Below are 26,151 nucleotides of genomic sequence, written 5' to 3'. Positions count from 1 at the left end.
GCGCCGCAGACCCGCTCAGGTCGCGTCCTCGGGCCGGCGACGAGCCACGGTCAGGGCCACCATCCGGGCGACCACGAACGCGATGTAGAAGACGCCGGTCACCTGCTCGACCATCGACAGCGACCGGGCGTGCCCGAGCACCGGTGTCACGTCGGAGAGGCCGGTGCTGGTCAGGGTGGTGAACGACAGGAACAACAGCTCGAACCAGCTACGGTCGCCCACGCCGCCGGAGCCGGTGAACGAGCCCGGCCAGACCACCTGGGCAGCGGCGTAGACGTAGGCGAAGCCCCAGGCCACCACCGTGAACGCGGCGCCGGTCGCGTAGATCTCGTCGGAGCTGACCCGCTCGTCGGCGAAGACGTAGCGGATCATGCCGTAGGAGATGAAGAAGTAGAACGGCGCGTGGAAGAGCGCCGAGACCAGCACGACGGCATGGTTGTCGGGCGAGGTCGCCTCGAGCACGGTGAGCACCATGGCCGGCCCGCCGAGGAGCAGGGCCACCCAGGTGAGTGCCGGTGTGCTCCGCACCGCCCACAGGGCCGCGGCCACCACGACCAGGCCGAAGACCCCGATCGCGGCGCGCCCGGCGGTCGAGGAGTCCAGGAAGGGGTAGGCCAGGATCGACAGCAGCTGAGCCGCGAGGAGCACTGCGGAGGGGTTGCGCCGCAGCGTGCCGAGCCCGGGCCCGCGGACCACGCTCTGGACAGCCACACCGGCATCGTAGGCAACCGCCGCGTGGCGAGCGCGTCGGCGCGGGGGCACCGCGCCGTACGATGCGGACGGCGGGTGATCGATTGAGCCTGGGAGGGACTCCGTGGAGGTCGCGGCTGGCGGTTGCGGCGTGCCGTCGTGAGCGTCACCAACCGATGGCTGGCCGGGCTCCTCGCACTGCTCGTGGTGCTGGCCGTGCTCGGTGCCGCCCTCGTCCGCCGCACCCACCAGGACCGCCTCGACGCCCGCGTCGCCCAGGAGCGGTACGGCGCGGTGCTGGCCGCCGCGAACGCCGAGGCGACCGCCTTCGTCAACCTCCGCTACGACCGGGCCGAGCAGACGGTGGGAGCGGTCGCGGCCGGCGCCACCGGCAGCTTCCGCGCCCACTACGCGAGCGCGTCGGGGCGCGTGGTCCGGGTGCTGCAACGCCACCGCTCCTCGATGGTGGGCCACGTCGTCTGGTCCGGTGTGGTCCAGGTCGACCCGACCAACGCGACGGTGATCGTCGCGACGGCCGGCACCGTCGCCAACGACCGCACCGGTGGCCGGCCCGTGGAGCGGAGCTACCGGCTCCGGCTCAGCCTGGTCGCCGAGGACGGCCGCTGGCTGACCTCCAACGTCCAGTTCGTCGGGGGCACCTCGTGAGCGGCCGGCTGACCCCGGTGCTGGCGGCCGCCCTGCTGGTGCCGGTCACGGCCCTGGCGGCCGAGGCGTGGTACCTCTGGGGGGTACCGGCGCCGACCGCGTCGGCCGAGCGCCCGGTCGTGATCGGCGACATCGCGGCCAGCACCGCGACCCAGACGGCGGCCCTCGACGCCGCCCGGATCTTCACGACGTCCTGGCGCTCGTACGACTCCCACCTGACCCAGGTCAGCGGGCTGATGACCGACACCTTCGCCGCGCAGTACCGCAGCAGCGCCGCCCCGGTGCGTGCCCGGATGGTGGCCTCGCGCACGAGCACCAGCACCAAGGTGGCAGCCTCCGGGGTCGTGAGCGCGACGTCCGACCGGCTGCTCGTGCTGCTCTTCCTCGACCAGCGCACGACCAGCGGCGGCAACCCCCCGTCGTACGACGCCCGGCGGGCGCTGGTCACCATGGTCCACACCGACCGTGGCTGGCTCGTGGCCAACGTGCAGACCCGATGAACATCCCTGATGGAAGGAACGACGTGGCACACCTCGACGTGGACCTGGTGATCATCGGGGCCGGTCCCACCGGCCTGTACGCCGCCTACTACGCGGGCTTCCGCCAGCTGCGGGTGGCCGTGGTCGACTCGCTGCCGGAGCTGGGCGGGCAGATCACCGCGATGTACCCCGAGAAGCAGATCCTCGACGTCGCCGGCTTCCCGTCGGTCAAGGGCCGCGACCTCGTCGAGGGCCTGGTCGAGCAGGCGAACACCGCCCAGCCGGAGTACCTCCTCGACCGCACCGCCACCGGGCTGGAGCACACCGACGACGACGTGACGGTCTCCCTCGACGACGGCACCACGGTGACCGCCAAGGCGGCGCTGATCACCGCGGGCATCGGCAAGTTCAGTCCGCGCCCGCTGCCGGCCGGGGACGGGTGGCTCGGGCGGGGCATGGAGTTCTTCGTGCCCAGCTTCGCGCCGTACGCCGGCAAGGACGTCGTGATCGTCGGCGGCGGCGACTCGGCGTTCGACTGGGCGATCCACCTCGAGCCGATCGCCCGGTCGGTGGCGCTGGTGCACCGGCGCGACGCCTTCCGCGCCCACGAGCGGTCGGTCCAGCAGGTGCGTGACCTCGACGTCGACATCATCACCAAGGCGCAGGTCACGGGGATGTTCGGAGAGCCCACCGTCGCCGAGGTGGAGATCACCGTCGACGGCCAGGAGCCGGTACGCCGCCCGGCGCAGGCCGTGGTGGCCGCCCTCGGCTTCGTCGCGGACCTCGGACCGCTCCAGCACTGGGGGATCGAGGTGCAGAAGCGCCATGTGGTGGTGAACGCGGCGATGCGCACCAACCTCGAGCGGGTCTTCGCCGCCGGCGACATCACCGAGTACCCCGGCAAGGTCCGGCTGATCGCGGTCGGCTTCGGCGAGGCGGCGACCGCGGTCAACAACGCCGCCGTCGTGGTCGATCCCAGTGCGCACGTGTTCCCCGGTCACTCCAGCGAGGGCACCTGATCCGAGCCTCCTGAGGCCCGGTTAGGCTCGTCCCCTACCGGTCGGTAGCAACCTCCGTGCTCCGGTCGACCCGAGCCGGAGAGGCGGACCTCGTGCGCGTGGCCCTCGTGTCCTACCGCAGCAAGCCGCACTGCGGTGGCCAGGGCGTCTACGTCCGCCACCTGAGCCGGGAGCTGGTCCGGCTGGGCCATGAGGTCGAGGTGTTCTCCGGCCAGCCCTACCCGGTGCTCGACGAGGGCGTCCGGCTGACCGAGGTGCCCAGCCTGGACCTCTACCGCGAGCCCGACCCGTTCCGCACGCCCCGCCCGTCGGAGATCCGCGACCGGATCGACGTCGAGGAGGTGCTGACCATGTGGACGGCCGGGTTCCCCGAGCCGCGGACGTTCAGCAAGCGCGTGCTGCGGCTCCTGGAGCAGCGGTCCGCCGACTTCGACGTGGTCCACGACAACCAGGTGCTCGGCTCGGCCCTGCTCGACCTCGAGGAGCGGGTCGGGCTGCCCCTGGTGACGACCATCCACCACCCGATCAGCATCGACCGGCGCATCGACATCGCCTCCGCGCCGACCCGACGCAAGCGGCTGACCCTGCGCCGCTGGTACGGCTTCGTCCGGATGCAGGCGCGGGTCGCCCGCCGGATGCGGATGGTGCTGGTGCCGTCGGAGTCGTCCCGCCGTGACGTCGTCCGTGAGTTCGGCGTCGACCCGGCCCGGACCAGGGTGGTGCTGCTCGGGGTCGAGGAGTCGTTCGTGCCGCCGACCAGCCCACGGATGCCCGGCCGGATCATCGCGATGGCCAGCGCCGACGCCCCGGTCAAGGGCATCGCGACCCTGCTCGAGGCGTTCGCCAAGCTGCGCACCGAGCGACCGGAGCTCGAGCTGATGCTGGTCACCCGCCCGTCACCCGGCGGCCGCACCGAGCAGCTCCTCGACCAGCTGGCCATCCGGGACCACGTCCGGTTCGTGCACGGCATCAGCGACGCCGAGCTGGTCGAGCTGATGGGCTCCGCCGAGCTCGCCTGCGTGCCCAGCCTCTACGAGGGCTTCTCCCTGCCGACCGCCGAGCTGATGGCGACGGCCACCCCGCTGGTGGTCTCCCGGGCCGGCGCGATCCCCGAGGTCGTGGGCCCCGACGGTCTCTGCGCCGACCTGGTCACGCCCGGCGACGTCGGTGAGCTGGTGACCGCGATCGGTGAGCTGCTCGACGACCCCGAGCGCCGGGCGCGGTACGGCGCGGCCGGACGCCGGCGGGTCGAGGAGCTGTTCAGCTGGCACGCCGTCGCTGCTGCGACCGCGCAGGCCTACGACGATGCCATCGTCGCCTTCGCCCAGGAGTCACGACAGCGCTCCGCCACCGAGCCCCGACCCCGCACCGCGACCGAGGAGCAGACGTGCTGACCGTCGACTTCGACCGGCTCGGGCTCCAGCCGGGGGAGCGGGTGCTCGACCTGGGCTGCGGCGCCGGCCGGCACGCCTTCGAGATGTACCGCCGGGGCGCCGACGTGGTCGCCTTCGACCAGGACGCCGAGGAGCTCGCCCACGTGCGCGACCTCTTCGTGGCGATGGCGGAGGCCGGCGAGGTGCCGCTGGGCGCCGAGGCGGACGTCGAGGAGGGCGACGCTCTCTCCCTCCCGTTCGCCGACGGCGAGTTCGACCGGATCGTGGCCGCGGAGATCCTCGAGCACGTACCGGCCGACATCGCGGCCATCGAGGAGCTGGTCCGGGTGCTGCGGCCGGGCGGCACGATCGCGCTGACCGTGCCGCGCTGGCTGCCCGAGCTGGTGTGCTGGAAGCTCTCCGACGACTACCACAACACCCCCGGCGGGCACATCCGGATCTACTCCGACGCAGAGCTGATCACCAAGGCGACCAACGCCGGCCTGGCCTACGACGGCAAGCACTACGCGCACGGCCTGCACGCGCCGTACTGGTGGATCAAGTGCGCGGTCGGGGTGCACAACGACGACCACCCGGTCGCGAAGGCCTACCACCGGCTCCTGGTCTGGGACATCATGAAGCGCCCCCGCGCGACCCGCTGGGCCGAGCGCGTGCTGAACCCGCTGATCGGCAAGAGCCTGGTGGTCTACCTGCACAAGCCGGCCGCGTCGGAGTCGGCCGACCTGGACCAGAGCGTCGCCGATGCCTCCTGAGGCGCTCACCGCCGAGCAGGTCGACCGCACCGGGCGGGCGATCGAGGCGATGCAGGAGGGCGACGGAGCCGTCCCGTGGACGACCGGGCAGCACACCGACGTGTGGAACCACGTCGAGGCCGCGATGGCCCTCCTCGTCGCCGGCCGCAGCAACGCGGTCGACCGCGCCTGGGAGTGGGTACGCCGTACCCAGCGCGACGACGGGTCCTGGGCGATGAAGTACGTCGCCGGCGAGATCGAGGACGCCAGCGGCGAGACCAACATGGCGGCCTACGTCGCCGTCGGCGTCTGGCACCACTGGCTGGTCCGCCGGGATGCCGGATTCGTCCACAGCCTCTGGCCGACGGTGCGCCGCGCCCTCGACTTCGTGTGCGGGCTGCAGCTCCCGTTCGGCGGGATCGCGTGGTCCCAGGAGTGGTCCGACGCCCGGCCGGCCCGGGTCAACGCCGAGGCGCTGCTGGCCGGGTCGTCGAGCATCCATCAGGCGCTGCGGGCCGGGCTGTCCCTGGCCGACCTGCTCGACGACCCCCAGCCGGACTGGGAGCTCGCCGCCGGCCGCCTCGGTCACGCCCTGCGGCGGCACCGCGCGGAGTTCCTCGACAAGTCGTCGTTCTCGATGGACTGGTACTACCCGGTGCTCGGCGGCGCGGTCCGCGGCCGGGAGGCCCTCGACCTGCTGGCCTCGCGGTGGGACACCTTCGTGGTGCCCGGTCTCGGGGTCCGCTGCGTCGATGCCAACCCGTGGGTGACCGGCGCCGAGACCTGCGAGCTGGTGCTGGCGCTCGACGCACTCGGCGACCGTGAGCGGGCGGTCCGGCTGTTCGCCGACGCCCAGCACCTGCGCGACCTCGACGGGGGCTACTGGACCGGCTACGTCTACCCCGACGACGCCCACTGGCCGGGTGAGCACACGACGTACACGGCGGCCGCGGTGCTGCTCGCCCACGACGCCCTCACCGACTCCACGCCGGGTGCCGGGCTGTTCCGTGACACCACGATGGTCGCCGACCCGGAGCCGTTGGGCCTGGAGTGTGGCTGCGCCTCAGCCGACGCCCTCGCCGGCCGCGCCTGAGACCCGGCGCAGCACCCGCAGCGAGCCGACGTCCTCGACCTCGTCGAACGCCCCGCCGTCCAGCGCCCGCAGGTAGATCTCGTACGGCGGCCGCCCACCGTCGGCCGGGTCGGGGAACACGTCGTGGATGGCGAGCAGCCCTCCGGGCATCACCCAGCGGGCCCACCCGTGGTAGTCGGCGTGCGCGGGCTCGGTGCCGTGGCCGCCGTCGATGAAGAGCAGGGACAGCGGGGTGCGCCAGTGCCGGGCCACGGTCGTGGACTCCCCGACCACGCCCACCACGACCCGCTCGAGGCCGGCGGCGGCGAGGGTGGCGCGGAAGGCCGGGAGGGTGTCCATCCGGCCGGTGAGCGGGTCGACCAGCGAGGGGTCGTGGTGCTCCCAACCCGCCTGGTTCTCCTCCGAGCCGTGGTGGTGGTCGACGCTGAAGACGACGCCGCCGACCTCACGTGCGGCGGCGCCGAGGTACACCGCGGACTTGCCGCAGTAGCTGCCGACCTCCAGGGCCGGGCCGTGGGGGAGCCGGTCGCGGGCGAGACGGTGGAGTGCCAGCCCCTCGTCGTCGGGCATGAACCCCTTGGCCGCCCGGGCCACGACCAGGAGGCGTTCGGGCATCGGCACGCCTGCACGATAGGTGGACCGTTCGAAGGCGGTGCGGCGGTCGCTCACCGGCGGCCGTGGTGCCACGTCAGGTAGCGCTCCACGGCGCGGACCACGTGCTCGGAGCGGATCGACGGGAAGACGTCGAAGGCGTGCTGGGTGCCGGGGAACTCGGCGTAGGCGACGCTGTGCTTGGAGGTCTCTCGCAGCGCGGCCACGAACAGACGGGCCTGCTCGACCGACACCAGGGAGTCGCGGGCGCCGTGGATCACGAAGAAGTCCGGGGCGTCCTGGGTGATCCGCAGGATCGGCGACGCGTTCTCGAACGCCTCGGGGTCATCGGCCCAGGTCCGCTGGAGGATCCGCGGGGCGAGATAGTCGTCGCGCATCCGCAGGGCGCTGCGCAGGCCGGTGGCCCCGGCGAAGTCGTAGACGCCGTAGAAGGGCACGGCCGCCTGCACCTGGGTGTCGGCGCCCTCGAAGCCCGGCTGGTAGTCCGGGTCGTTGGGCGTGAGCGCGGCCAGGGCGGTCAGGTGGCCGCCCGCTGACCCCCCGGTGATCACGACGTACGACGGGTCCCCGCCGTAGTCCTCGATGTGCTCCCTGATCCAGGCGATCGCCCGCTTCACGTCGACGATCTGCGCGGGGAAGGGGTCTCGGGGCGCGAGCCGGTAGTTGATCGCCACGCAGACCCAGCCCCGCTCCGCCATCCGCTGCATCAACGGGATGCCCTGCTGGTCCTTGGAGCCGAGCGTCCAGCCGCCGCCGTGCACCTGGAGCAGCACTGGAGCTCCGGTGACCTCGCGATCGGACGGTCGGTACACGTCGAGCAGCCCCCGCTTGCCGGCGTCGGAGTAGCGCACGTCGCGGTCGACGCGGACCGCCGGGTTGCGGCGGCCGAACGGGTTCAGCAGCTTGCGCCACGGGGTGGCCAGGTCGACCGTGGTCGGTCGCTCGCCGGGCCTGTCGGCGTACTCCTCGCCGAGGGAGTCGACCAGCGACTGCTCAGCCAGGACCTGCACCTGCCGGCTCTGGCGCACGATCTGCGCGAGCCCGGCCGCGCTGAAGGCGGCCAGGAGGAGCCCGGTCCGGCTCCGGGGCCGTCGGTGCGGGACGGCCAGGTGGGCCACGGTGTCCGCGGCGGTCAGGGCCAGCAGCTGCGGCGCCAGCTCGCCGGTCGGCCAGCCGAGCACGAACGACGCCAGGCCGGCCCGGGCGCTGCGCGACGACGGCCACAGCGCGTTGGCGGTGAGGGCGGCGGTGAGGAGCTGGCGACGCAGGAAGGACACCCGTCGATGCTAGTTCGCGTGGCCGGCGACCGTGCGGGCCCTTCAGCCCTTGAGCTTCTCCTCGAAGAACTCGAGCACCCGGTCGACCGCCTCCTGCTGCCGGTGCTCGGTCAGCGTGGCGTGGCCCTTGCCCTCGAACTCGACCCCGACGAAGTTGTCACCGAGCAGCTCGCGGAGGGTGTCGAAACGCGTCCCGGTGGCACGGTCCTTGCGGTAGCGCAGTCCGAGCACCTGGCAGCCGGCCGCGGCCCGGGCCACCACGGCGTCGGTGTCGGCGGGGGAGAGGTTGAGGTCGGCGGCGCGCTTCTTGCCGATCGCGAACGGCACCGAGGGTTGGGCCACGACGGCCGCCGCGACGGACTCGTCGACCATCGTGGCGAGGGCGAAGCCTCCGGTGAAGCACATCCCGAGCGCCCCGACGCCGGGGCCGCCGAGCTCCGCGTGCAGGGTCCGGGCCAGGCTGCGCAGCCAGTCCGCCAGGGGAGCCGTGACCCCCGTGGCCAGCTTGGTGAACTCCGAGGAGGTGCAGACCTGGACGAGGGCGCCGGTCAGGGTGCCGGGGTTGCTCCGCGCCTCGGGGTGACCGAAGAAGTGCGGCAGGACGACCGTGAAGCCGGCCTCGACGACCTCGTCCGCGAAGTCGATCACGGCGGGGGTCAGGCCCGGCAGCTCGTGGATCACGATCACACCGGGCCCGGTGCCCTTCCGGTAGGTCGGCCGAATGGTGCCGTCCTCCGCCTCGTGCAGGTCGCGGGTCCAGGAGTCGAGCAGGCTCATGCGGTCAGTCTGCCGCACCCCCTCGCCGGCCCACGGCGTACGACGTCGGTGTCGCGGGCGGAAAACCCGGGGCCCGCGGGGAGGGCCGCGGTCTAGGCTCGCGCCATGGCTTCTCGCGCATCCAACTTCTGCATCGACGCCGCCGATCCCTACGCCCAGACCATGTGGTGGGCGCAGGTCCTCGAGGACTTCACGGTCGACGAGACCTGGGAGATGAAGCCCGAGGACGAGGAGTGCGGGCTGACCGGACCCGACGACCGCTACCTCCTGTTCCTCAAGGTGCCCGAGCCCAAGTCGGTGAAGAACCGCATGCACCTGTGCCTGCGGCCCACCGATCGCAGCCGCGACGAGGAGATCGACCGGGTGCTGGGCCTGGGCGCGACGCTGGTCGACGACCTCCGCGACGGCGATCGCGGGTGGGCGGTGCTGGCCGACCCCGAGGGCAACGAGTTCTGCGTCCTGACGCCGTACCGTCCGACGGCCGAGGCCGCCGCGGAGTGACGGCAGCGGCGACGATCCTGGTCGCGCGTCATGCGGACGCCGAGTACGAGAGCCACCACTGGGCCGACGAGGGCGGCTCCCTGACCGACACCGGACGCGCGCAGGCACATGACCTGGGCCACCGGCTCGCCGGCCGCGACGTGGCCCACGTCTGGACGAGCACCTACGCGCGTGCGGTCCAGACCGCGGAGATCGCAGCGGCCGCCCTCGGGGTCGCGGTCACGACCCGCGAGGCGCTCCGGGAGTTCTCGGTCGGATCCTTCAGCGGCTCCCGTGCCGACGACCCGTTCGCCGAGACCTATGCCGCCTGGCTGTCCGGTGACCTGGAGCGACGGCTGCCCGGCGGCGAGACCGGGGCCCAGTTGCGGCTCCGGATGCACCACGTGCTCCACGAGATCGCCGACCGGCACCGTGGCCAGACGGTCCTGGCCGTCAGCCACGGTGGCCTGATGAGACTGGCCCTGCCGCTGATCCTGACCCAGGAGCCGGCCGACCCGCCGGCCCGGCTCGCGAACTGCGCCGTCGTCGAGCTCACCGTCGACGACCAGCACTGGCGGTGCGTGAGCTGGCCGCCGGCGCCGGCCGAGGCTGAGTGAGGGAGGACGCCTACGCGCGGGTCAGGGTGAGGTCGCGGGCCTCGGCGTAGCGGGCCCGGACGGCCGGGCCCCCAGCCGTGAGCGGCTCGTGCCGCGACCAGCCGTCGGCGCTGCCGGCCCAGTCCGGGGCACCGGCCGCCGCGTCCAGCACCCAGGCGGCCTGACGGGCTGCCCCGAGGGCGACGTACTCCTCGGCCGGTGGGACGTCGATCGGCAGCCCGAGGACCTCGGCCCCGATCTCGCGTACGGCGGGCGAGGCCGCCGCGCCGCCGACGAGGAGCACGCGCCGGACCTCGGCACCCTGGTCGCGCAGCGCGTCGAGCGCGTCGGCGAGGCCGCACCACAGCCCCTCGACCGCGGCCCGGGCGAGGTTCGCCGCGGTGGTGCCGGCGAGGGTCAGGCCGAGCAGCGAGCCGGTGGCGTCGGGGCGGTTGGGCGTGCGCTCGCCCTGGAAGTAAGGGACCAGCACCAGCCCGCCGGCGCCGGACGGCGCGGAACGGGCCAGGTCGCTGAGCCCGGCGTGGTCGACGCCGAGGAGCCCGGCGGAGGCGTCGAGCACCTGGGCCGCGTTCAGCGTCGCGACCAGCGGGAGGTAGCGGCCGGTGGCGTCGGCGAAGCCCGCCACGGCACCGCTGGCGTCGGCCGCCGGGACCAGCGACACGGCGGAGACCACGCCCGAGGTGCCCAGCGACACGACCGCGTCGCCGGGGGCTGCCCCGAGCCCGAGAGCGGCACCGGCGTTGTCGCCGCAGCCGGGAGCCAGGACCCAACCGCCGCTGGCACCGTGCCCGACCACCTCGTCGGGAGCCGCCACCCGCGGCGTGGCGGCCGGATGGCCGAGCGCGCGCTCGAGGAGGTCGGGCCGGTAGGTGCCGGTCGAGGCCGACCAGTAGCCGGTGCCGCTGGCGTCGCTGCGGTCGGTCACCAGGTCGTCGGGGCGTCCGGCCAGCAGCCAGGTGAGCCAGTCGTGCGGCAGGCAGACCGCGCTGGTGCGGGCCGCGGCCTCGGGCTCGTGCTGGGCGAGCCAGCGCAGCTTGGTGATCGTGAACGACGCGACCGGCACGAGCCCGACCTCGTCGGCCCACACCTGGGGGCCGCCGAGCTCGTCGGTGAGGTCGGCCGCAGCAGCGGCCGAGCGCGTGTCGTTCCAGAGCAGGGCCGGGCGGACCACCGCCCGCGCGTCGTCGAGGGCCACCATGCCGTGCTGCTGACCACCCACCGAGACCGCGGCCACGTCGTCGAGGCCGCCGGCGTCGTGGACGGCAGACTGCAGGGCCTCCCACCAGTGCCGGGGGTCGACTTCCGTGCCGTCGGGATGACCGGCCCGGCCGCGGCGGACCACCGCGCCCGTGTCGGCGTCGACAACGAGCACCTTGCAGGACTGGGTCGAGGAGTCGATCCCCGCGACCAAGGCCACGCTCAGCCCCGCACGCCGTACAGGTGCTCCAGCGCGAGCTGGTCGAGGGCCTCGAAGGCCATGCCGCGAGCGGCGGCCTCGTCCGGGTCGAACGACTCGGCGCGGAGGTCGGCCAGGGACTCGCCTTGGGCCAGGGTGGCGACCGACAGCTGGTCGACACGGGCCGCGGCCAGGGCCTGCTGCACCTCCGGGTCTGCCCGGAAGGCTCGCGACTTCTCACGCAGGATGAGGTAGTTGCGGATGCAGGCCGAGGCCGAGGCCCAGACCCCGGACTCGTCCTCGGTCCGGGGAGGCTTGAAGTCGAAGTGGCGGGGGCCCTGGTAGCCGCCCGTCTCCAGGATGTCGACGGTCCAGAAGGCGCCGCGCACGTTGCCGGCGCCGAACCGCAGGTCCTGGTCGAAGCGGGGACCGTTCTGACCGTTCAGGTCGACGTGGTAGAGCTTGCCGTGCCAGAGGGCCTGGGCGAGGCTGTGCGCGAAGTTGAGGCCCGCCATCTCCTCGTGCCCGACCTCCGGGTTGACCCCGACCAGCTCGGGGTGGTCCAGCTCCGCGATGAACGCCAGGGCGCTGCCCACCGTGGGGAGGAGGATGTCACCGCGTGGCTCGTTGGGTTTGGGCTCGATGGCGAAGCGGAGGTCGTAGCCCTGGTCCAGGACGTACTGGCCCAGGATGTTGAAGGCCTCGGCGTAGCGGTCGAGCGCGGCCCGGATGTCCTTGCTAGCGCCGGACTCGGCTCCCTCGCGCCCGCCCCAGGCCACGAACACCTTGGCGCCGAGGGAGACCGCCAGGTCGATGTTGTCGGCGGCCTTGCGGAGGGCGAAGCGCCGGACGTCGCGGTCGTTGTTGGTGAACCCGCCGTCGCGGAAGACCGGGTGGGAGAACAGGTTGGTGGTGACCATCGGTACGCCGAGGCCGGTCTCGTCCAGGGCCCGCCGCAGGGAGTCGATCGCGGTCTTCTTCTCGGCGGCGTCGGCGTCGAAGGCGAAGACGTCGTTGTCGTGGAAGCTGATCCCGTAGGCCCCCAGCTCGGCCAGGCGGTGGACGGCGTACGCCGGGTCCATCGGTGGCCGGATCGCACCCCCGAAGACGTCGACCCCCTGCCAGCCCACGGTCCACAGACCGAAGGAGAACTTGTCGGTGGGGGTCGGGGACAGCTCCGTCATGACGCACCTCTCGTTCCGATGGGCCCGGAAGCCTCTGTCGTGACCGAATTGTGACCAATTCGGTGATTGATCCAACAAACTTGCCGTTCCAGGGGGTTGGCAGGCCCAACGTAGCCGGTTAAGTTGTGGTCCACAACATACGGCGTGAGGGTGGTCACGGCAGGTGTGACTGCGCCAGGAGCACGTCCGAGCAAGAAAGTAGGGACAGTCGATGGCAACATCGAAGTGGGCAAGTCTGGCGGCCGTGGGGGCAGTGGCAACGCTTGCGCTCACCGCCTGCGGCAGCAGCAACAGCAGCACCGCCGGCGCGCCGGGTTCGAGCGGCACCTCGGCAGGGACGGTAGGCGTGATTCTTCCGGACGCGACCACCTCGCCTCGCTGGGAGAACAACGACCGTCCCAGCCTCACCGCCGCCTTCAAGGCCGCCGGAGTGGGCTCGGACATCCAGAACGCCGGTGGTGACACCGCGAAGTTCGGCACCATCTGCGACTCGATGATCAACGAGGGCGTCAAGGTCCTGATGATCGTCAACCTCGACCCGGAGTCGGGCTCGGCCTGCCTCAAGAAGGCGACCGCTGCCGGCATCACCAGCATCGACTACGACCGGCTCACGCCGGGCGGTGGGGCGTCGTACTACGTGTCCTTCGACAACGTCGTGGTCGGCCAGCTGATGGGTGAGGGCCTCCAGAAGTGCCTGACGGCCGAGGGCAAGAACACCGCCAACATCATCTACATCAACGGCGCCGAGACCGACAACAACGCCTCCCTGTTCAAGGAGGGCTACGCCAAGGCGCTCAAGCCCAAGCTCGACTCGGGCGACTACAAGCTGGTCGGTGACGTCAGCGGTGAGTGGGACGCCAACAAGGCGGCCAACGCGTTCGACGGTCTGTACACCAAGAACAACGGCAACATCGACGGCATCGTCTCCGCCAACGACACCATGGCCGGCGGCATCATCGCCCGGCTGAAGGCCAACGGGCTCGCGGGCAAGGTCCCGATCACGGGTCAGGACGCCAGCGTCGGCGGTCTGCAGCAGATCCTTGCCGGCAACCAGTGCATGACCGTCTACAAGAACACCGACCTCGAGGCGGGCCTCGCCTCGAAGCTGGCGATCGACCTGATCAAGGGCGACACCGCCGGTGCGGACGCCCTGGCGACCGGTTCGGTCACGGACCCGACCACCAACCAGCCCGTGAAGTCGGCGCTGGCGACGCCGGAGGCCATCTTCAAGAACAACGTGAAGAAGGTCATCGACGACGGGTTCCAGAAGGCGTCCGACGTCTGCACCGGACCGTACGCCAAGCTCTGCACGCAGGCCGGCATCAGCTGACCCCGTGACGAGGGTGCCGGCCTACGGGCCGGCACCCTCGTCCTGCTGTCCCACCGCCTCGTTCCCCTGCTCCGGGAGGTCCCGCCCGCATGACTGTCACCGACACCGAGCGCCCCGCTGCCGACACCGGATCTCCGCTGTTGAGCCTGCGCGGCATCGAGAAGAGCTTCGGAGCCGTCCACGTGCTCCGCGGGGTGGACCTCGACGTCTTCCCCGGCAAGGTCACTGCCCTCGTCGGCGACAACGGCGCCGGCAAGAGCACACTGATCAAGGGCATCGCCGGCATCCACGCCTTCGACGAGGGGGAGTTCTCCTTCGAGGGCAAGCCGGTGCACGTGCACAGCCCCCGGGACGCCAACGGCCTCGGGATCGAGATCGTCTACCAGGATCTCGCGCTGTGCGACAACCTCGACGTGGTCCACAACATGTTCCTCGGCCGCGAGATCCTCAAGGCCAAGCTCCTCGACGAGGGCACGATGGAGCAGCGGGCGCGGACCACCCTGGACGGACTGTCCGTGCGCACCCTCCAGTCGGTCCGGACCCCCGTCGCGTCGCTCTCCGGTGGCCAGCGCCAGACCGTCGCCATCGCCCGCGCCGTCCTCTGGAACTCCAAGGTCGTGATCCTCGACGAGCCGACCGCCGCGCTGGGCGTGGCCCAGACCGAGCAGGTGCTCGCTCTGGTCCGCCGACTGGCCGACCGCGGTCTCGGCGTCCTCCTGATCAGTCACAACCTGAACGACGTCTTCCAGGTCGCCGACGAGATCGCGGTGCTCTACCTGGGCGAGATGGTCGCGCAGGTCTCCTCCTCGGAGGTCAAGCAGAACCAGGTGGTCGAGCTGATCACCACCGGTCGGGCAACCGGCTACGAGTCCGAAGCGAAGGGGACCGAGGCATGAGCGACACCTCCAACGCGGCGGAGACGCCCCAGAGACAGTCCCTCCAGGGCACGTTCGACGACTACATCGTCCGGCTCCGTGGCGGCGACGTGGGCGCGCTGCCCGCCATCGCCGGGCTGGTCGCCCTGGTCATCGTCTTCACCTTCCTGTCCGGAAAGACCTTCACGAACGCGTTCAACTTCGCCAACCTGATCCTCCAGGGCTCGGCGATCGCGGTGTTCGCGATGGGCCTGGTCTTCGTGCTGCTGCTCGGCGAGATCGACCTGTCGGCGGGCTATGCAGGTGGTGTCACGGCCGGTGTGCTCGGCATCCTGATGACCAACCACGGCTGGCCGTGGGTGCCAGCTCTGATCATCGCCCTGCTCTGCGGCACGGCGATCGGCCTGAGCATCGGCCTCCTGGTCGCCAAGCTCGGCATCCCGTCCTTCGTGGTCACCCTGTCCTACTTCCTGGCTCTCCAGGGGGTGCTGCTGATCGAGACCGGCGCCGGCGGCACCATCGCCTATCGCAACAACGCGATCCTGGCGATCATGAACAACAACATGCCGCTCTGGCTCGGTTGGGTTCTGGCCGTCCTCACGGTCGCGGCGTACGCCGGCCTGTCGCTCAGGCGGCAGCTGTCCCGGGCCGGCGCCGGACTTCCGACCCCGCCGCTCGTCGTCTGGGTGTTCAAGTCGGTCATCTTCGCCGCGATCCTGCTGGCGGCCACGGCTTACCTGTCCAAGGAGCGCAGCCGCAACGTGCTCCTGGCCTCGCTCAAGGGCGTGCCGATCGTGGTGCCGATCGTGGGGGCGTTGCTGGTGTTCCTCACCTTCCTGCTCACCCGCACGGCCTGGGGACGCCACGTGTACGCCGTCGGCGGCAACGCCGAGGCCGCCCGACGTGCCGGCATCAGCGTCGCCTGGGTCAAGATCTCGTGCTTCATGCTCTGCTCCACCCTGGCCACGGTCGGCGGCGTGCTGCTCGCGAGCCGCACCAACTCCGTCAACCCGCAGACCGGTGGTGCCGAGACCCTGCTGTACGGCGTCGGTGCTGCGGTCATCGGCGGCACCAGCCTCTTCGGGGGCAAGGGCCGCCCGCTCGACGGGCTGCTCGGCGCCTCGGTGATCGCGGTGATCATCAACGGCATGACCTTGCAGGGCCAGTCTCAGGGTCGGGTCTACATCATCACCGGAGCCGTGCTCCTGCTGGCCGCGTCGGTCGACGCGATCAGCCGCCGCCGGGCCTCGGCCTCCGGGCGGGCCTGACCGGCACCCTGCGCGAAGGCCACGGAGATGCCAGCCAAGACCGGGATCAGCCATGAGGAGCTCCGGCGCGTCAACACCAGCGCCCTGCTCACGTGGGTGCACCACAACGGCCCGACCACGCGGGCCCGGCTGACCCGTGAGCTGGGCCTGAACCGGAGCACGATCGGCGACCTCACCTCCCTGCTCAGTGAGAACGGGCTGGTGGAGGAGCTGCGGCCCGACCAGGTCGTCGCCACGGACCGGGTCACGGCCAGGCGCTCGGGCCGGCCGTCGCTGGTCGTCTCGCCCCGGATCGAGGTCGGGGTGCTGGCACTGATGCTGGACGTCGACCGGATCGGGGTCTGCGTCGTCGGCCTGGGCGGCGAGATGCGGCACCGTCGTGAGCGGCTCCACCAGCCCGGTGCCCACGACCTGCAGCACGTCGTGGACTCCGCGGCCCAGATGTGCCGCGAGGTGCTGCGGGCCGCGCCCGAGACAGTGGTGCTCGGCATCGGGGTCTCGATCCCCGGCCTGGTCCGCTCCGAGGACGGCCTGGTGCACTTCGCCCCCAACCTGGGCTGGACCGACGTCCAGTTCGCCGACGTGTTCCGCGACGAGATGGATCTCCCGGTCGTCGTCGGCAACGACGCCGACCTCGGCGTCCTGGCCGAGCATCTGTACGGCGCGGCCGTCGGCGCCTCGGAGGTCGCCTACGTCGGCGGCACCGTCGGGATCGGTGGCGGCTTCCTGGTCCGTGGCCAGCCGCTGCGAGGGGTCGAGGGCTACGCCGGCGAGGTGGGACACCTGATCGTCGACAGCCAGGGCGCCCTCTGCCGGTGCGGCTCCCGTGGCTGCTGGGAGACCAAGATCGGCGCCAACCGGCTGCTGAGCTCGGCCGGCCGACTCACCGGTGGCGGCCTCGCGGCCGTCGACGAGGTCGTCCAGGCCGCCGCGAACGGCGATGCCCTCGCCGGTCGCGCCCTCGACGACGCGGCGTACTGGCTGGGCTTCGGGCTGCGGGCCCTGGTCCGGCTGTTCAACCCCGAGGTGGTGGTCCTCGGGGGCACCCTCGGACAGGTGCTCGAGGCCCGGCGTACCGGGGTGATGGAGGTCCTGCACGAGCGCGACGGCGTCGACTTCGCCCAGAACGTCTCGGTCTGTGCCGGAGGCCTGGGCTCGGACGGGCCCCTCCTCGGCGCCGCCGAGGCTGCCTTCGCGCCCCTTCTCGCGGACCCCGTCGCCGTGATGACGGCCCGCCTCGGCGACCGTGCCTCCGTTCCAGCAGCGGGGGCCGCCGGCGGCCAGGCAGCCTCGAGGCCCGACAGCCCCGGCGCGGCCTGAGCGCTGCGGGGGCCGATAGGTTCGCAGCGTGCGCAGGACCACCGCCTCGATCGCGGCCCTCGGTGCCACGATGGTGCTCGGGCTGGCTGCCTGCGACTCCGGGAGCGGCAGCAACCCGGGCGTCGACGAGTCCAGCGCATCCGCCGGGACCGACGCCGCCTGCTCCCTGGCCGACCCGCCCACCAGTACGGTGCCGCCGCCCGGATCCGACGCGGGGCGGGCCTCGGGTGCGGTCGCCGTCGTCGTCGACAGCTCGACGGCCGTGACGAGCGACCCGCAGACCGTGGCGAACGACCTCGACAGCGCACTGAGGCAAGCGGGGCTGCGCCCCCGCGTGCGGGTCACGGCGGCCGACCCGACGGCGTTGCTGAGCGGGGCCCGGGCGGTGATCGGGTCGGGGGCGCGGTTCCTCGTCCTCGACACGCTGGACGCCCGGACCGGTGCCCGGGTCGAGCGGATCGCGGCCCGCGCGGGTGTGACCGTGGTCGACTTCGACCACCCGGTGCCGGGCGGTACGGCGCCGTACCTCGTGTCGTACGACGAGGAGGGAGCCGGGCGGCTCCAGGCCCAGTCGCTGGTCGACTGCCTGACCGCCCAGGGCGTCACCGACCCGAAGCTGATCATGCTCGACGGCGGGCTCGACATCGACCAGAACGCGGTGCTGTTCGCCATGGGGGTGCACGAGGTGCTCGACCCCCTGGTGAGCGCCGGCCGGGCCACCGTCGTGGAGGCGGAGGTGACGAGCTGGACGCTCGCCGATGCCGCCGCGTCCTTCCAGCAGGCGCTCACCGCCGCAGGCGGGAAGGTGGACGGCGTGCTCGCCGCGGACGACCACCTCGCCGAGACGGTGCTCGGCGTCCTGAACGGGCTCGGCCGTAAGAGCCGGGTGATGATCGCAGGGCAGGGCTCGGGTGTTCCGGGTCTGCGTCAGGTCCGGGACGGGCGGCAGACCCTGACGGTCGTCGAGGACGGCGCGCTCGAGGCTCGCGCCGCCGCGCAGCTGGTCTCGGCGCTGGCCCGGGGCCAGAGCCCGGAGTCCGCCGGCCTGAGCCTGCGACCCTTCCCCGACCCGCAGTCGGACGGGCACCGGCTCGAGGCCTTGCTGCTGCCCGCCCAGGTGGTGACCCAGGCCAACCTCGCCGGGGCCGGGCAGGGGAGCTAGGGCCCGGGCGTCCCGAAGACCTCGAGCTCGGTGAGATCGGCGAACTGGCAACCGTCGAACCCACCCGCCGGGCAGTCCTGAGCGAAGTCCGGGACCTGGTTGGTGACGATGGTGAAGCGGACGTACTGCACCCCGGTCGGGCTGGTGTCGGCGGGCACGGCGTTGATCCGACCGTTGTCGGCGGCGGTGAACGTGCCGGAGTGCTCGGGCGTCCAGCTCACGTTGTCCGGCGAGGTGTCGATCTCGTACTGCCCCGTGGACGCGCTCGCTCCGTCGCTGCAGGTGGCCTCGGGGTCCACCCCGAACCCGGTCACGTTCACCGCGTGGTGCAGGTTGATCACGATCTGCTTGGCATGGAAGGTGCTGGTCGGGCTGTCGTTGGTGCCCGGCCCGGCATTGGTGCTCCAGCCGGTGGCCTGGCTCAGGTCGATGGCGCCGCGCGGGCCGCAGCCGAAGACGCTGTAGTCGACACCGTCGGCGTGCTGCACCGTGGCTCCGCCGCTGGCCGCGGCCCAGTCGCGACGTGCGGACAGGTTGCTGGTGGCGCCCGAGGGGCCGACCCTGACGGTGACCCGCGTCGGCTCGAAGCCGCCGCCGGTCACCTGCAGCTTGCGGTAGACGCCCTCGGGCACGCCGTGGATGGCGTAGTGCCCGGTCGCGTCGGTCACCGCCGTCGGGTTGACGACACCCTTGCCCTGGAAGGCCAGGGTGACCGGCACGCCGGCGAGCGGCGCGTGGGTGCTGCTGTCGGTCACGGTGCCCTGGACGGTGCGCAGGGCGAGCTGCTTCGGAGGTGTCGCGAAGCTGGCGCCGGGTGCGGAGTCGTTGCCACCGAGCGAGCCGGCGAAGAAGCCCATGCCGCGGCTGGCGAAGACCCGCCAGATGTTGGCGCGACCCACGCCCTTGTACAACGAGGTGTCGGCGACCAGGATCGCGTTGCGCATGTCGAGGAACGACGGGTTGTACGGCGCGAGCTCCATCGCCCGGGTCACCAACGACTCGGTCTTCCGCGAACCCAGCTTGTGGCGCAGGCTCCAGAGCGTCTGGGCCCAGATCTCCCCGTCGCTGTGCACCTCGGGCCCGCCGACCACCTTGCCGTAGTCGGCGTACGTGTAGCCGCCCCGGTGGCCGGTGCGGCCGCCGTTGCAGAGGTGGGCCTTCGAGCTGACGGCACAGTCGATCGGCTCGGTCCGGTCGAAGTTCACGCCGACCCCGTCGTAGCGGAAGAGCCGGACGTCGACCTTGCCGGGCCGGTCCTTCTGCAGGCCCTGCTTGACGAGGTAGTCCATGGCGTACCAGTCGCTCCACGCCTCGCCCATCGCGCCGGCCTGCACGTTGCCGAGCGTCGAGAAGCCCTGGACGTCGACGTCGAGCCGGTTGGAGAGCCCGTGGGTGTACTCGTGGTAGACGGTGTCCGCCTCGTCCCCGACGTTGGTCGGTGAGAAGGGGTCCTCGGTGGGGTACGACGTACCGGGCTCGTGCTGGAGGTACATCTGCATGGTCGGCGCGTGACCGTCCGGCGGCGTCGACATGTTGGCGTTGTCGATGTGGGAGCTGTCGGGCAGTCCGCCTGCGGTGTTGGCGCCGTCGTCGGTCTCGGTGGCGACCGCGTCGCCACCCTTGCCCTGGGTACCGCCGTTGCTGGCCTGGAAGTTGCCGGCGGCGTTGGTGAAGCCGATCGGCGCCTTCTTCAGGTGGTCGTGCCAGTTGTTGACGAAGTAGAAGACCTGCGTGGCGTTCTGCGCGCGGTTGGTCTGCCAGGACCGCCGGGTGTCGGGGTCCCAGGAGCAGGGCCACGGGTTGCTGCAGAACTTGCCGGCGCCGGGCAGTGAGGGGTGGAACGGCTTGAGCAGATAGCTCCAGGCGTGACCGCTCTGAGCCTTGACCTCCTCGGACTTCTCCGGGCGGTTGTCGTCGTTGACGTCGGAGTAGGCGTGGGAGTTGTTGCCCTTCAGCACGGTGGCCCTGCGGCCCAGCCAGCCGTGGCGGGTGAAGTCGACCCGGACCTGCCGACCCCCGTGCTTGGCCTTCGGGAAGAAGCGGAAGACCTTGCCGGTGCTGTCGTTGCTGTTCTCGAAGTTGGTCAGCGGGTGCTGGAGCAGCAGCTGCCCGGTGGTGGCGTCGACGACCCGCTCGGCCGGTCGGCTGGCTGACAGGGCGACCGTGCGCCACGCGAGATGCAGCCCGCTCGGGGTGAGGAACAGGCCGCGCTCGGCGAAGTCGTTGCCGAGGTCGGCCCCGGCGGACACCTGACCGGCCTGCCGGGCCGCGGTGAGCGCCTGGCTCGCGGTCGCGATCCGGCCGGTGCCGGTGGGCACCTTGCCCGCGCGCGACTTGCTGATCGGTGACCCGCCGACGGTGAGCAGGTGGCCGCGCTTGTCGACCGCGGCGGTCAGGCCGTTGCTGATCACCTGTCGCCCACCGATGCGCTGGGTCCAGTACAGATGGTGGGTGCCCGCGATGTCGACGTAGTTGCGCCTGAGGTGGAGGGTCCTGAGGTCGGTCCTGGTCAGACCCAGGGCGGCGTGGTGCTGGGCGACGTAGTGGCGCGCGACTCGGGGTGCACCGCGGTGGCTGGCCCCGGTCAGGAAGCCGTCGAGGCGGGTCAGCATCCGCACGGTCCCGGTCGTCGGGTCGAGATCGAGGACGCTCTGGCCCGGAAGCGTGGCCTTGAACGTCGTCACGGCCGGCTGCTCCGCCGTGACCGCCGCGACCTGCCGGGCGTTCGGCGCCTGGCTGCGGGCGTCGTAGAAGCCGCGCTGCTCGCCGCCGGTCGCGCGGACGTGGGAGGTCGTGATGGAGGCACGAGGGCCGCCGGCGCCGGCACCAGCGGCGTACGACGTGCTGCCCGCCAGGCCGGCCACGGCCAGCGCCGCGACCGAGGCCACGGCGTAGCCCGCCCGACGGCGGCTGGGCAGGAAATGCTCGATCATGTGTCTCCCTCGGCTGGGCGTGGACGGCGGCCTACGTACTCTCCCCTGACCGTCCCGCCGAGGGTAACCCTCGTTCGTACCGACTTGGTCACGTTCCGGGCGGGACCTCGTCGGTGCCGACGACCCGGCGGATCTCGTCGATGGCGTCCCAGTCGTTGACGTGCATCCCCGCGACGACCCGCGGGCCGCGAAGCCACCAGGCCCGGAACACGCGGCCGGGCACGTCGCCGGTCAGCACGACCCGGTCGTAGCCCTCGGGTCCAGGGTTCCCGACGTACTCCATGCCCAGGTCGTACTGGTCGGTGAAGAAGTAGGGGAGTGCGGAGGCCTCGGTCGGCGTGCCGGTCAGGGTGCCTGCCAGGGCCTTGCCGTGCTGGATCGCGGTGTCCCAGTGCTCGACCCGCAACGGGTGCCCGAGCACCGGGTGGTCGATGTTGGCGACGTCTCCGATCGCATAGACGTGCTCGTCCGCGGTGCGCAGGTGGCTGTCGGTGCGGATGCCGTTGTCGACGGCCAGACCGGCGGCTTCGGCCAGGTCGGTGACCGGCTCGACACCGACCCCGACCACGAGGAGATCCACGTCGAGGGCGCTGCCGTCGCCGAGCGCGATGGTGGCTCCCGCGCCGTTCGTGGTGATCGCGGTGACTTCGGTGCTGGTGCGCAGGTCGACGCCGTGCTCGCGGTGGAGGTCCGCGAAGACCTGGGCGACCTCCGGGCCGAGCACCCGGAGCAGGGGCAGGTCGAGCGACTCCAGCACCGTGACGTCGGCCCCCTGCTGGCGTGCCGCCGAGGCCACCTCCAGCCCGATCCAGCCGCCCCCGATGATCCCGATCCGCCGACCCTCGGTGAGGTGCTCGCGCAGGGCGAGCGAGTCGTCGAGCGTCCGCAGGTAGACCACGGGGACTCCGCTGTCGTCGGCCATCGCCAGGTGCCGGGGGCGCGCTCCGGTTGCCAGCACCAGGGTGTCGTAGTCGATCCACTCGCCACCCGCCTGCACTCGCCGCGCCTCGCGGTCGATCGCGGTGGCGGCCGTGCCGGTGCGCAGGTCGATGTCGTGCCCGGCGTACCACGCGCGCTCGTGCACCTCGGCGTCCGCCGGCTCACCCTTGCCGAGCAGGAGGTCCTTGGACAGCGGCGGCCGCTCGTACGGCGCGTGGGTCTCGGCGGCGAGCAGCACGACCGGGCCCTCGTGGCCGTGCTCGCGCAGCTGGGTGACGACGGTGCCGGCGGCCAGGCCGCCGCCCACCACGACGATCGGTGCACTCATCGGGAACTCCTGTCTCGGGTCAGGCTGAGGAACTCGGCTCGTGACGCCGGGCCGTCGCTGAGGCGGCCCCCGCCCACCGTAGCCAGAAGGGTGGCGCCGGCAGGAGACGGGCACGTCGTACGACGACAGGCGGAGCCGCGGAGCACCGGTGGGGGACTTCGGGTCGTGTGCCCGAGACCGCGCCGGAGCGCGCCCTCAGGCACACGACCCGACGACCGACCGTGGCTGGCGCGGACCGTAGGACGGCGTCCCGCTCGGCTCAGTCCACGCAAAGGCAGAACGGGTGCCCGGCCGGGTCGAGGAAGACCCGGAACGTCGTACCCGGCTGGTGCTGGTGCTTCGTCGCGCCGAGCTCGAGCACCGCGGCCTCACCGGTGTCGAGGTCGTCGACGATCACGTCGAGGTGCATCTGCTGCGGCACCGCCTGCCCCGGCCACGCGGGCGCTGTGTAGTCGGCCACCTGCTGGAAGCAGATGCACTGGCCGTAGTCGGCCCGCACCTCCGCCCAGCCCGGGCGCGACTCGACCAACCAGTCGAGCATCGCTCCGTAGAACGCGGCGAGGGCAGCGGGGTCGGGGCAGTCGAGGACGAGGCTGGGAAACCGGGCGATGGCCATGTCGGGCACGCTACAAGGCGTTCCGGACGATCCGCGTCCGGTCGCGGTGGGCAGCCAGCAGATGACCGATCAGCCGGTGGCGCCGAACTGCTCGACCCGGATCGCGTCCGAGCGCACGCCCACCTCGCCGAGCAGTCGGGTGGCGAACGACGCGAAGCCGACCGAGCCGCAGACGTACGCGCGCTCGACGCCCGCCGCGAGCCGCTCGATCTCGTCGGGGTACGGCGGGTGGGCGACGCGGTCGCCGAGGTTCTCGCGGGTCAGCGCGACGAAGGCCCCGCCCGCCAGCAGCTCACCGGCGTAGGGAAGGGCGGCGAAGGTGCGGGCGACCGCGACGATCCGCAGCCGGTCCGCCAGCCCCAGGCGGGCGGCGTGCCGCTGCATGGAGACCAGGGGTACGACGCCGGTGCCGCCGCCGACGCAGATCGCCGTGGTGTCGCCGGCCCAGGTGAACCAGCCGCCGATCGGGCTGCGCACCTCCAGCACGTCGCCGGCCCGCACCTCGTCGTGCAGGAAGCCCGACACCTCGCCGCCGGGCAGGCACTCGACCATCAGCTCCAGCAGTGGGTCCGCCGGGTCGGAGGCGATCGAGTAGGACCGTTGCGCGGTGTAGCCGTCCTCGGCACGGAGCCGGACCACGCAGTGCTGGCCGGGCAGGTGCTCGCTGCGCTCGGCCAGCTCCAGCCGCAGCCGGACCAGGTGGTCGCCGACCCGCTCGACCTCGTCGACCCGGCCGCTGGTCCAGGCCGTGTCGTGCACGCTGGTCGCGCTGGTCACGGGTCGCCCTGGTAGCGCTGCTCCAGCCAGGGGTCGCCACGGTCGTGGTAGCCGTTCTGCTCCCAGAAGCCGGGCCGGTCGCGCTCCATCAGCTCCAGCCGGGTCACCCACTTGGCGGACTTCCAGAAGTAGAGGTGCGGCACCAGCAGCCGGGCCGGGCCGCCGTGCTCGACCGGCAGCGGCCGCCCGTCGTACTCCCAGACCACCCAGGCCTTGCCGCCGGTGACGTCAGAAAGGGGGAGGTTGGTGGTGTAGCCGGTCGTGGAGTGCGCCATCACGTACGCCGCGTCCCCGGCCGGACGGGCCGCGGCGAGGAGGGTGTCGACGCTGACCCCGGCGAAGGTCGTGTCGAGCTTCGACCACGTGGTCACGCAGTGGATGTCGCCGAAGTACGACGACCCGGGCAGCGCGTGCAGCTCCCTCCAGGTCCAGGTGGTCGGCGAGTCGACGAGCCCGTCGACGGTCATCGTCCACCGGTCCGGGACGAGATGCGGGGTGACCTCGGCGGTCAGGGTGGGCCAGTCGGCTCCGGTGTCGTACTGGCCCGGTGGCAGCCGGTCGGGTCGTCCGCCCCGCGGCCGACCGGTGAAGCCCCGGGTGGGCGGGAACTCGCTCATGGCCCGGTGATCCGGTCGTTGCAGGCCAGGCCCTGGCAGTCGACGTGGGCGGCGAACCAGGCCTGGAGCAGCGCCTGCGGGCTCCCGGGCACCGGGTGGGCGGAGTAGGTGTTGTCCAGCTGCCACGGGTCGGTGCTCCGGTCGTAGAACTCGCGGTCCCCGGTCTGGTAGGTGATGTAGGAGTAGGGGCCCCACACCGCTCCGGAGTAGAAGCGTCCGATCGGGTCGGTGGGGAGGGCGGGGCGGTTCGGGTAGAGCGCGTCCGAGCCCTCGATCTCCACCGGCCTCTGGTCGAACGACGCGGGGAAGCCGAGCACGTCCTGGAGTGCGGTGCCGTCGGCGCGGTGCGCCCGGGTGACGCCGGCCGCGCGCCGGATGGTCGCGGTCACGTCGGCCAGGCTCACGGTCTGGCCGGCCTCGATCCCGCCGCGGAAGCCGGGCCCGCGCACCACGAGCGGCACGTGCACGGACTCGTCGTACGCCTTGTTCTTGTCGGCCAGGTCGTGCTCGCGCAGCATGAAGCCGTTGTCGGAGGTGAAGATCACGATGGTCCGCTTCGTCTCGTGCAGGTCGTGGAGGGTGGTGACGAGAGCGTCGACCGTGTCGTCGACGCTGAGCAGAGCCTCGACCCGGTGGGTCTCGAGGCGCAAGGGGTAGGGCTGCGGCCCGACCTTGGCGGCGTAGCCCTGGAGCCAGAGGGGCTTGTCGGTGAGGTCGGTCTCGGTCACCGACGGCGCCGGCACCAGGCGGCCGGGGTCGAAGTCGCGGTGGATGCCCTGCACCTGCGGGGGAGCCGCGCCCCCGAGCGCCGACCTGCTCTTGTGGGGTGCCAGGGCGCTGTAGAGCACGAAGAACGGACGCGTCCGGGACGACCACGCGCGCACCCGCGAGAGCAGCAGCTGACGGGTGTAGACCTCGCGGTAGCGGTCGTCGGTGACCAGCCGGCCGTTGACCGCGAACTTGCTGAAGCGGTAGTCGTAGATCCCCCTGACCGGCACCTCGAAGTCCGTCCAGTCCGGTTGGTCGAAGGTGTCGAAGGGCGGGATCCCGTTGAGGTACTTCCCGATCCAGGCCGTCCGGTAGCCCTGGTTGTCCAGCCACTGGGGCAGGAGTCGCTCGATGTCGTTGTGCAGGGCGAACACTCCGTAGCCGCCGTCGCTGGAGGGGTCGTTGCCCAGCGTCAGGTGGTTGTGCGCGAGCTTGCCGGTGAGCAGGGTCGCGCGGGCCGGACAACACAGCGAGTCCGGGCTCAGGGCTCGGGTGAACGTGACCCCCGAGCTCTGGAGGCGCTGGACGGCGGGCAGGAACTGCAGCTCGTCGGCCCGCATGTCGTCGGTCAGGATCACCACGATGTTGGGCTTCTGCTCGACCGGGACCGTCCCGGCCCGCGACGCCGGCCCACCGGGTGCCGCGTGAACGGCCGGGGAGGTGCCGAGCAGCCCGATCAGAACCGTGGCGAGGAGGGCAGGGAGTACGGCGACGGCAGGTCGCGTGCGGCGCCGCGCTGGTCCTCCGGAGGGCATCCTCCGTTCTACCAGAGCGTCTCGGCTCTCCCGGCAGGTGCGTCGGTG

25 protein-coding genes are annotated in these 26,151 nt (G+C 72.1%); 13 read left to right on the top strand and 12 right to left on the bottom strand.

The genetic code is table 11. The features are described from left to right. Positions 1-15: 15 nt before the first annotated feature. Positions 16-711, bottom strand: coding sequence for an ion channel (locus tag E3N83_RS06070; RefSeq protein ID WP_238343092.1), 696 nt, complete (start codon positions 709-711; stop codon positions 16-18). A gap of 138 nt (positions 712-849) precedes the next feature. Here E3N83_RS06070 and E3N83_RS06065 point away from each other — a divergent pair, with 138 nt between their 5' ends. The 6 genes from E3N83_RS06065 (at position 850) to E3N83_RS06040 (ending at position 6,072) form a co-directional block, all read left to right on the top strand. Next, entirely contained in the window at positions 850-1,356 is a 507-nt protein-coding gene (locus tag E3N83_RS06065) for a nuclear transport factor 2 family protein (protein ID WP_151082443.1), read from the top strand. After that, positions 1,353-1,856: a hypothetical protein gene (locus E3N83_RS06060; protein ID WP_151082442.1), complete on the top strand. Its 504-nt coding sequence runs from the start codon at positions 1,353-1,355 to the stop codon at positions 1,854-1,856. The genes E3N83_RS06065 and E3N83_RS06060 overlap by 4 nt, the downstream gene beginning before the upstream one ends. Before the next feature lie 23 nt (positions 1,857-1,879). Then, positions 1,880-2,854, top strand: coding sequence for an NAD(P)/FAD-dependent oxidoreductase (locus tag E3N83_RS06055; protein WP_238343091.1), 975 nt, complete (start codon positions 1,880-1,882; stop codon positions 2,852-2,854). A gap of 92 nt (positions 2,855-2,946) precedes the next feature. Next, entirely contained in the window at positions 2,947-4,248 is a 1,302-nt protein-coding gene (locus tag E3N83_RS06050) for a glycosyltransferase family 4 protein (RefSeq protein ID WP_151082441.1), read from the top strand. After that, positions 4,242-5,000: a class I SAM-dependent methyltransferase gene (locus E3N83_RS06045; protein WP_151082440.1), complete on the top strand. Its 759-nt coding sequence runs from the start codon at positions 4,242-4,244 to the stop codon at positions 4,998-5,000. Before E3N83_RS06050 ends, E3N83_RS06045 begins: the two co-directional genes overlap by 7 nt. After that, complete coding sequence (locus E3N83_RS06040) at positions 4,990-6,072, top strand: prenyltransferase/squalene oxidase repeat-containing protein (RefSeq protein ID WP_151082439.1); 1,083 nt, start codon at positions 4,990-4,992, stop codon at positions 6,070-6,072. Before E3N83_RS06045 ends, E3N83_RS06040 begins: the two co-directional genes overlap by 11 nt. On the opposite strand, the gene E3N83_RS06035 is transcribed toward E3N83_RS06040, so the two are convergent. From E3N83_RS06035 to E3N83_RS06025, 3 genes are read right to left on the bottom strand one after another with little or no spacing between them, the layout of a single operon-like run. After that, on the bottom strand, positions 6,043-6,687 hold the full coding sequence (locus tag E3N83_RS06035; RefSeq protein ID WP_151084946.1) for a class I SAM-dependent methyltransferase: 645 nt from the start codon (positions 6,685-6,687) through the stop codon (positions 6,043-6,045). The two genes, E3N83_RS06040 and E3N83_RS06035, sit on opposite strands and share 30 nt — an antisense overlap. A 50-nt stretch (positions 6,688-6,737) precedes the next feature. Next, the gene (locus E3N83_RS06030; RefSeq protein WP_151082438.1) at positions 6,738-7,961 is read right to left on the bottom strand and encodes an alpha/beta hydrolase; all 1,224 of its coding nucleotides are present in this window, start codon (positions 7,959-7,961) and stop codon (positions 6,738-6,740) included. 42 nt (positions 7,962-8,003) lie between these two features. After that, on the bottom strand, positions 8,004-8,738 hold the full coding sequence (locus tag E3N83_RS06025; RefSeq protein ID WP_151082437.1) for a dienelactone hydrolase family protein: 735 nt from the start codon (positions 8,736-8,738) through the stop codon (positions 8,004-8,006). Positions 8,739-8,843: 105 nt separating this feature from the next. Between E3N83_RS06025 and E3N83_RS06020 the strand changes: the two genes are divergently transcribed. After that, positions 8,844-9,239, top strand: coding sequence for a VOC family protein (locus E3N83_RS06020; protein WP_151082436.1), 396 nt, complete (start codon positions 8,844-8,846; stop codon positions 9,237-9,239). Beyond that, the gene (locus E3N83_RS06015) at positions 9,236-9,835 is read left to right on the top strand and encodes a histidine phosphatase family protein (RefSeq protein WP_191907976.1); all 600 of its coding nucleotides are present in this window, start codon (positions 9,236-9,238) and stop codon (positions 9,833-9,835) included. Before E3N83_RS06020 ends, E3N83_RS06015 begins: the two co-directional genes overlap by 4 nt. 10 nt (positions 9,836-9,845) lie before the next feature. Here the strand turns inward: E3N83_RS06015 and xylB are convergent, their stop codons facing one another. After that, positions 9,846-11,252 carry a xylulokinase gene (gene xylB / locus E3N83_RS06010; protein WP_151082434.1) on the bottom strand — a complete coding sequence of 469 codons (1,407 nt, stop codon included), beginning with the start codon at positions 11,250-11,252 and terminating at the stop codon, positions 9,846-9,848. Positions 11,253-11,254: 2 nt separating this feature from the next. After that, a complete protein-coding gene (gene xylA / locus E3N83_RS06005) occupies positions 11,255-12,415 on the bottom strand; it encodes a xylose isomerase (RefSeq protein ID WP_151082433.1) in 1,161 nt (386 codons plus the stop codon). Between the two features lie 346 nt (positions 12,416-12,761). Between xylA and E3N83_RS06000 the strand changes: the two genes are divergently transcribed. The 5 genes from E3N83_RS06000 to E3N83_RS05980 all read left to right on the top strand — a co-directional run bounded on the left by E3N83_RS06000 (position 12,762) and on the right by E3N83_RS05980 (position 18,370). Continuing rightward, positions 12,762-13,745, top strand: coding sequence for a sugar ABC transporter substrate-binding protein (locus E3N83_RS06000; RefSeq protein WP_238343090.1), 984 nt, complete (start codon positions 12,762-12,764; stop codon positions 13,743-13,745). 89 nt (positions 13,746-13,834) lie between these two features. Continuing rightward, positions 13,835-14,641, top strand: coding sequence for an ATP-binding cassette domain-containing protein (locus E3N83_RS05995; protein ID WP_151082431.1), 807 nt, complete (start codon positions 13,835-13,837; stop codon positions 14,639-14,641). Further along, the gene (locus E3N83_RS05990; protein ID WP_151082430.1) at positions 14,638-15,888 is read left to right on the top strand and encodes a sugar ABC transporter permease; all 1,251 of its coding nucleotides are present in this window, start codon (positions 14,638-14,640) and stop codon (positions 15,886-15,888) included. Before E3N83_RS05995 ends, E3N83_RS05990 begins: the two co-directional genes overlap by 4 nt. A gap of 27 nt (positions 15,889-15,915) precedes the next feature. Next, a complete protein-coding gene (locus E3N83_RS05985; RefSeq protein WP_151082429.1) occupies positions 15,916-17,208 on the top strand; it encodes an ROK family transcriptional regulator in 1,293 nt (430 codons plus the stop codon). A gap of 28 nt (positions 17,209-17,236) precedes the next feature. Then, on the top strand, positions 17,237-18,370 hold the full coding sequence (locus E3N83_RS05980; RefSeq protein WP_151082428.1) for a substrate-binding domain-containing protein: 1,134 nt from the start codon (positions 17,237-17,239) through the stop codon (positions 18,368-18,370). On the opposite strand, the gene E3N83_RS05975 is transcribed toward E3N83_RS05980, so the two are convergent. The 6 genes from E3N83_RS05975 to E3N83_RS05950 form a co-directional block, all read right to left on the bottom strand. Continuing rightward, entirely contained in the window at positions 18,367-21,303 is a 2,937-nt protein-coding gene (locus tag E3N83_RS05975) for a M36 family metallopeptidase (RefSeq protein WP_151082427.1), read from the bottom strand. The two genes, E3N83_RS05980 and E3N83_RS05975, sit on opposite strands and share 4 nt — an antisense overlap. An 88-nt stretch (positions 21,304-21,391) precedes the next feature. Then, entirely contained in the window at positions 21,392-22,570 is a 1,179-nt protein-coding gene (locus tag E3N83_RS05970; protein WP_151082426.1) for an NAD(P)/FAD-dependent oxidoreductase, read from the bottom strand. 259 nt (positions 22,571-22,829) lie between these two features. Beyond that, on the bottom strand, positions 22,830-23,186 hold the full coding sequence (locus tag E3N83_RS05965; protein WP_151082425.1) for a VOC family protein: 357 nt from the start codon (positions 23,184-23,186) through the stop codon (positions 22,830-22,832). 69 nt (positions 23,187-23,255) lie between these two features. After that, positions 23,256-23,963, bottom strand: a complete 708-nt coding sequence (locus E3N83_RS05960) for an FAD-binding oxidoreductase (RefSeq protein WP_238343089.1) — start codon at positions 23,961-23,963, stop codon at positions 23,256-23,258. After that, positions 23,960-24,580 (bottom strand): sulfite oxidase-like oxidoreductase, encoded by a 621-nt coding sequence (locus E3N83_RS05955; RefSeq protein WP_151082424.1) that lies wholly within the window; start codon positions 24,578-24,580, stop codon positions 23,960-23,962. Before E3N83_RS05955 ends, E3N83_RS05960 begins: the two co-directional genes overlap by 4 nt. Continuing rightward, positions 24,577-26,103: a sulfatase-like hydrolase/transferase gene (locus E3N83_RS05950; protein WP_191907975.1), complete on the bottom strand. Its 1,527-nt coding sequence runs from the start codon at positions 26,101-26,103 to the stop codon at positions 24,577-24,579. The genes E3N83_RS05955 and E3N83_RS05950 overlap by 4 nt, the downstream gene beginning before the upstream one ends. Between the last annotated feature and the right edge of the window lie 48 nt (positions 26,104-26,151).

The organism is Nocardioides cynanchi, assembly GCF_008761635.1.
Lineage (GTDB): Bacteria > Actinomycetota > Actinomycetes > Propionibacteriales > Nocardioidaceae > Nocardioides > Nocardioides cynanchi.
Note: the sequence above shows the minus strand (reverse complement) of the source record. Positions and strands in the feature narration are given on the sequence as shown.

What these genes read in the sequence shown, in the direction of transcription:
- E3N83_RS05995 (WP_151082431.1), top strand. Translation starts at nt 13,835, where the DNA reads ATGACTGTCACCGACACCGAGCGCCCCGCTGCCGACACCGGATCTCCG.
- E3N83_RS05990 (WP_151082430.1), top strand. Translation starts at nt 14,638, where the DNA reads ATGAGCGACACCTCCAACGCGGCGGAGACGCCCCAGAGACAGTCCCTC.
- E3N83_RS06025 (WP_151082437.1), bottom strand. Translation starts at nt 8,738, where the DNA reads ATGAGCCTGCTCGACTCCTGGACCCGCGACCTGCACGAGGCGGAGGAC.
- E3N83_RS05975 (WP_151082427.1), bottom strand. Translation starts at nt 21,303, where the DNA reads ATGATCGAGCATTTCCTGCCCAGCCGCCGTCGGGCGGGCTACGCCGTG.
- E3N83_RS05950 (WP_191907975.1), bottom strand. Translation starts at nt 26,103, where the DNA reads ATGCCCTCCGGAGGACCAGCGCGGCGCCGCACGCGACCTGCCGTCGCC.
- E3N83_RS05985 (WP_151082429.1), top strand. Translation starts at nt 15,916, where the DNA reads ATGCCAGCCAAGACCGGGATCAGCCATGAGGAGCTCCGGCGCGTCAAC.
- xylA (WP_151082433.1), bottom strand. Translation starts at nt 12,415, where the DNA reads ATGACGGAGCTGTCCCCGACCCCCACCGACAAGTTCTCCTTCGGTCTG.
- E3N83_RS06040 (WP_151082439.1), top strand. Translation starts at nt 4,990, where the DNA reads ATGCCTCCTGAGGCGCTCACCGCCGAGCAGGTCGACCGCACCGGGCGG.
- E3N83_RS06020 (WP_151082436.1), top strand. Translation starts at nt 8,844, where the DNA reads ATGGCTTCTCGCGCATCCAACTTCTGCATCGACGCCGCCGATCCCTAC.
- E3N83_RS05955 (WP_151082424.1), bottom strand. Translation starts at nt 24,580, where the DNA reads ATGAGCGAGTTCCCGCCCACCCGGGGCTTCACCGGTCGGCCGCGGGGC.
- E3N83_RS05965 (WP_151082425.1), bottom strand. Translation starts at nt 23,186, where the DNA reads ATGGCCATCGCCCGGTTTCCCAGCCTCGTCCTCGACTGCCCCGACCCC.
- E3N83_RS06035 (WP_151084946.1), bottom strand. Translation starts at nt 6,687, where the DNA reads ATGCCCGAACGCCTCCTGGTCGTGGCCCGGGCGGCCAAGGGGTTCATG.
- E3N83_RS05970 (WP_151082426.1), bottom strand. Translation starts at nt 22,570, where the DNA reads ATGAGTGCACCGATCGTCGTGGTGGGCGGCGGCCTGGCCGCCGGCACC.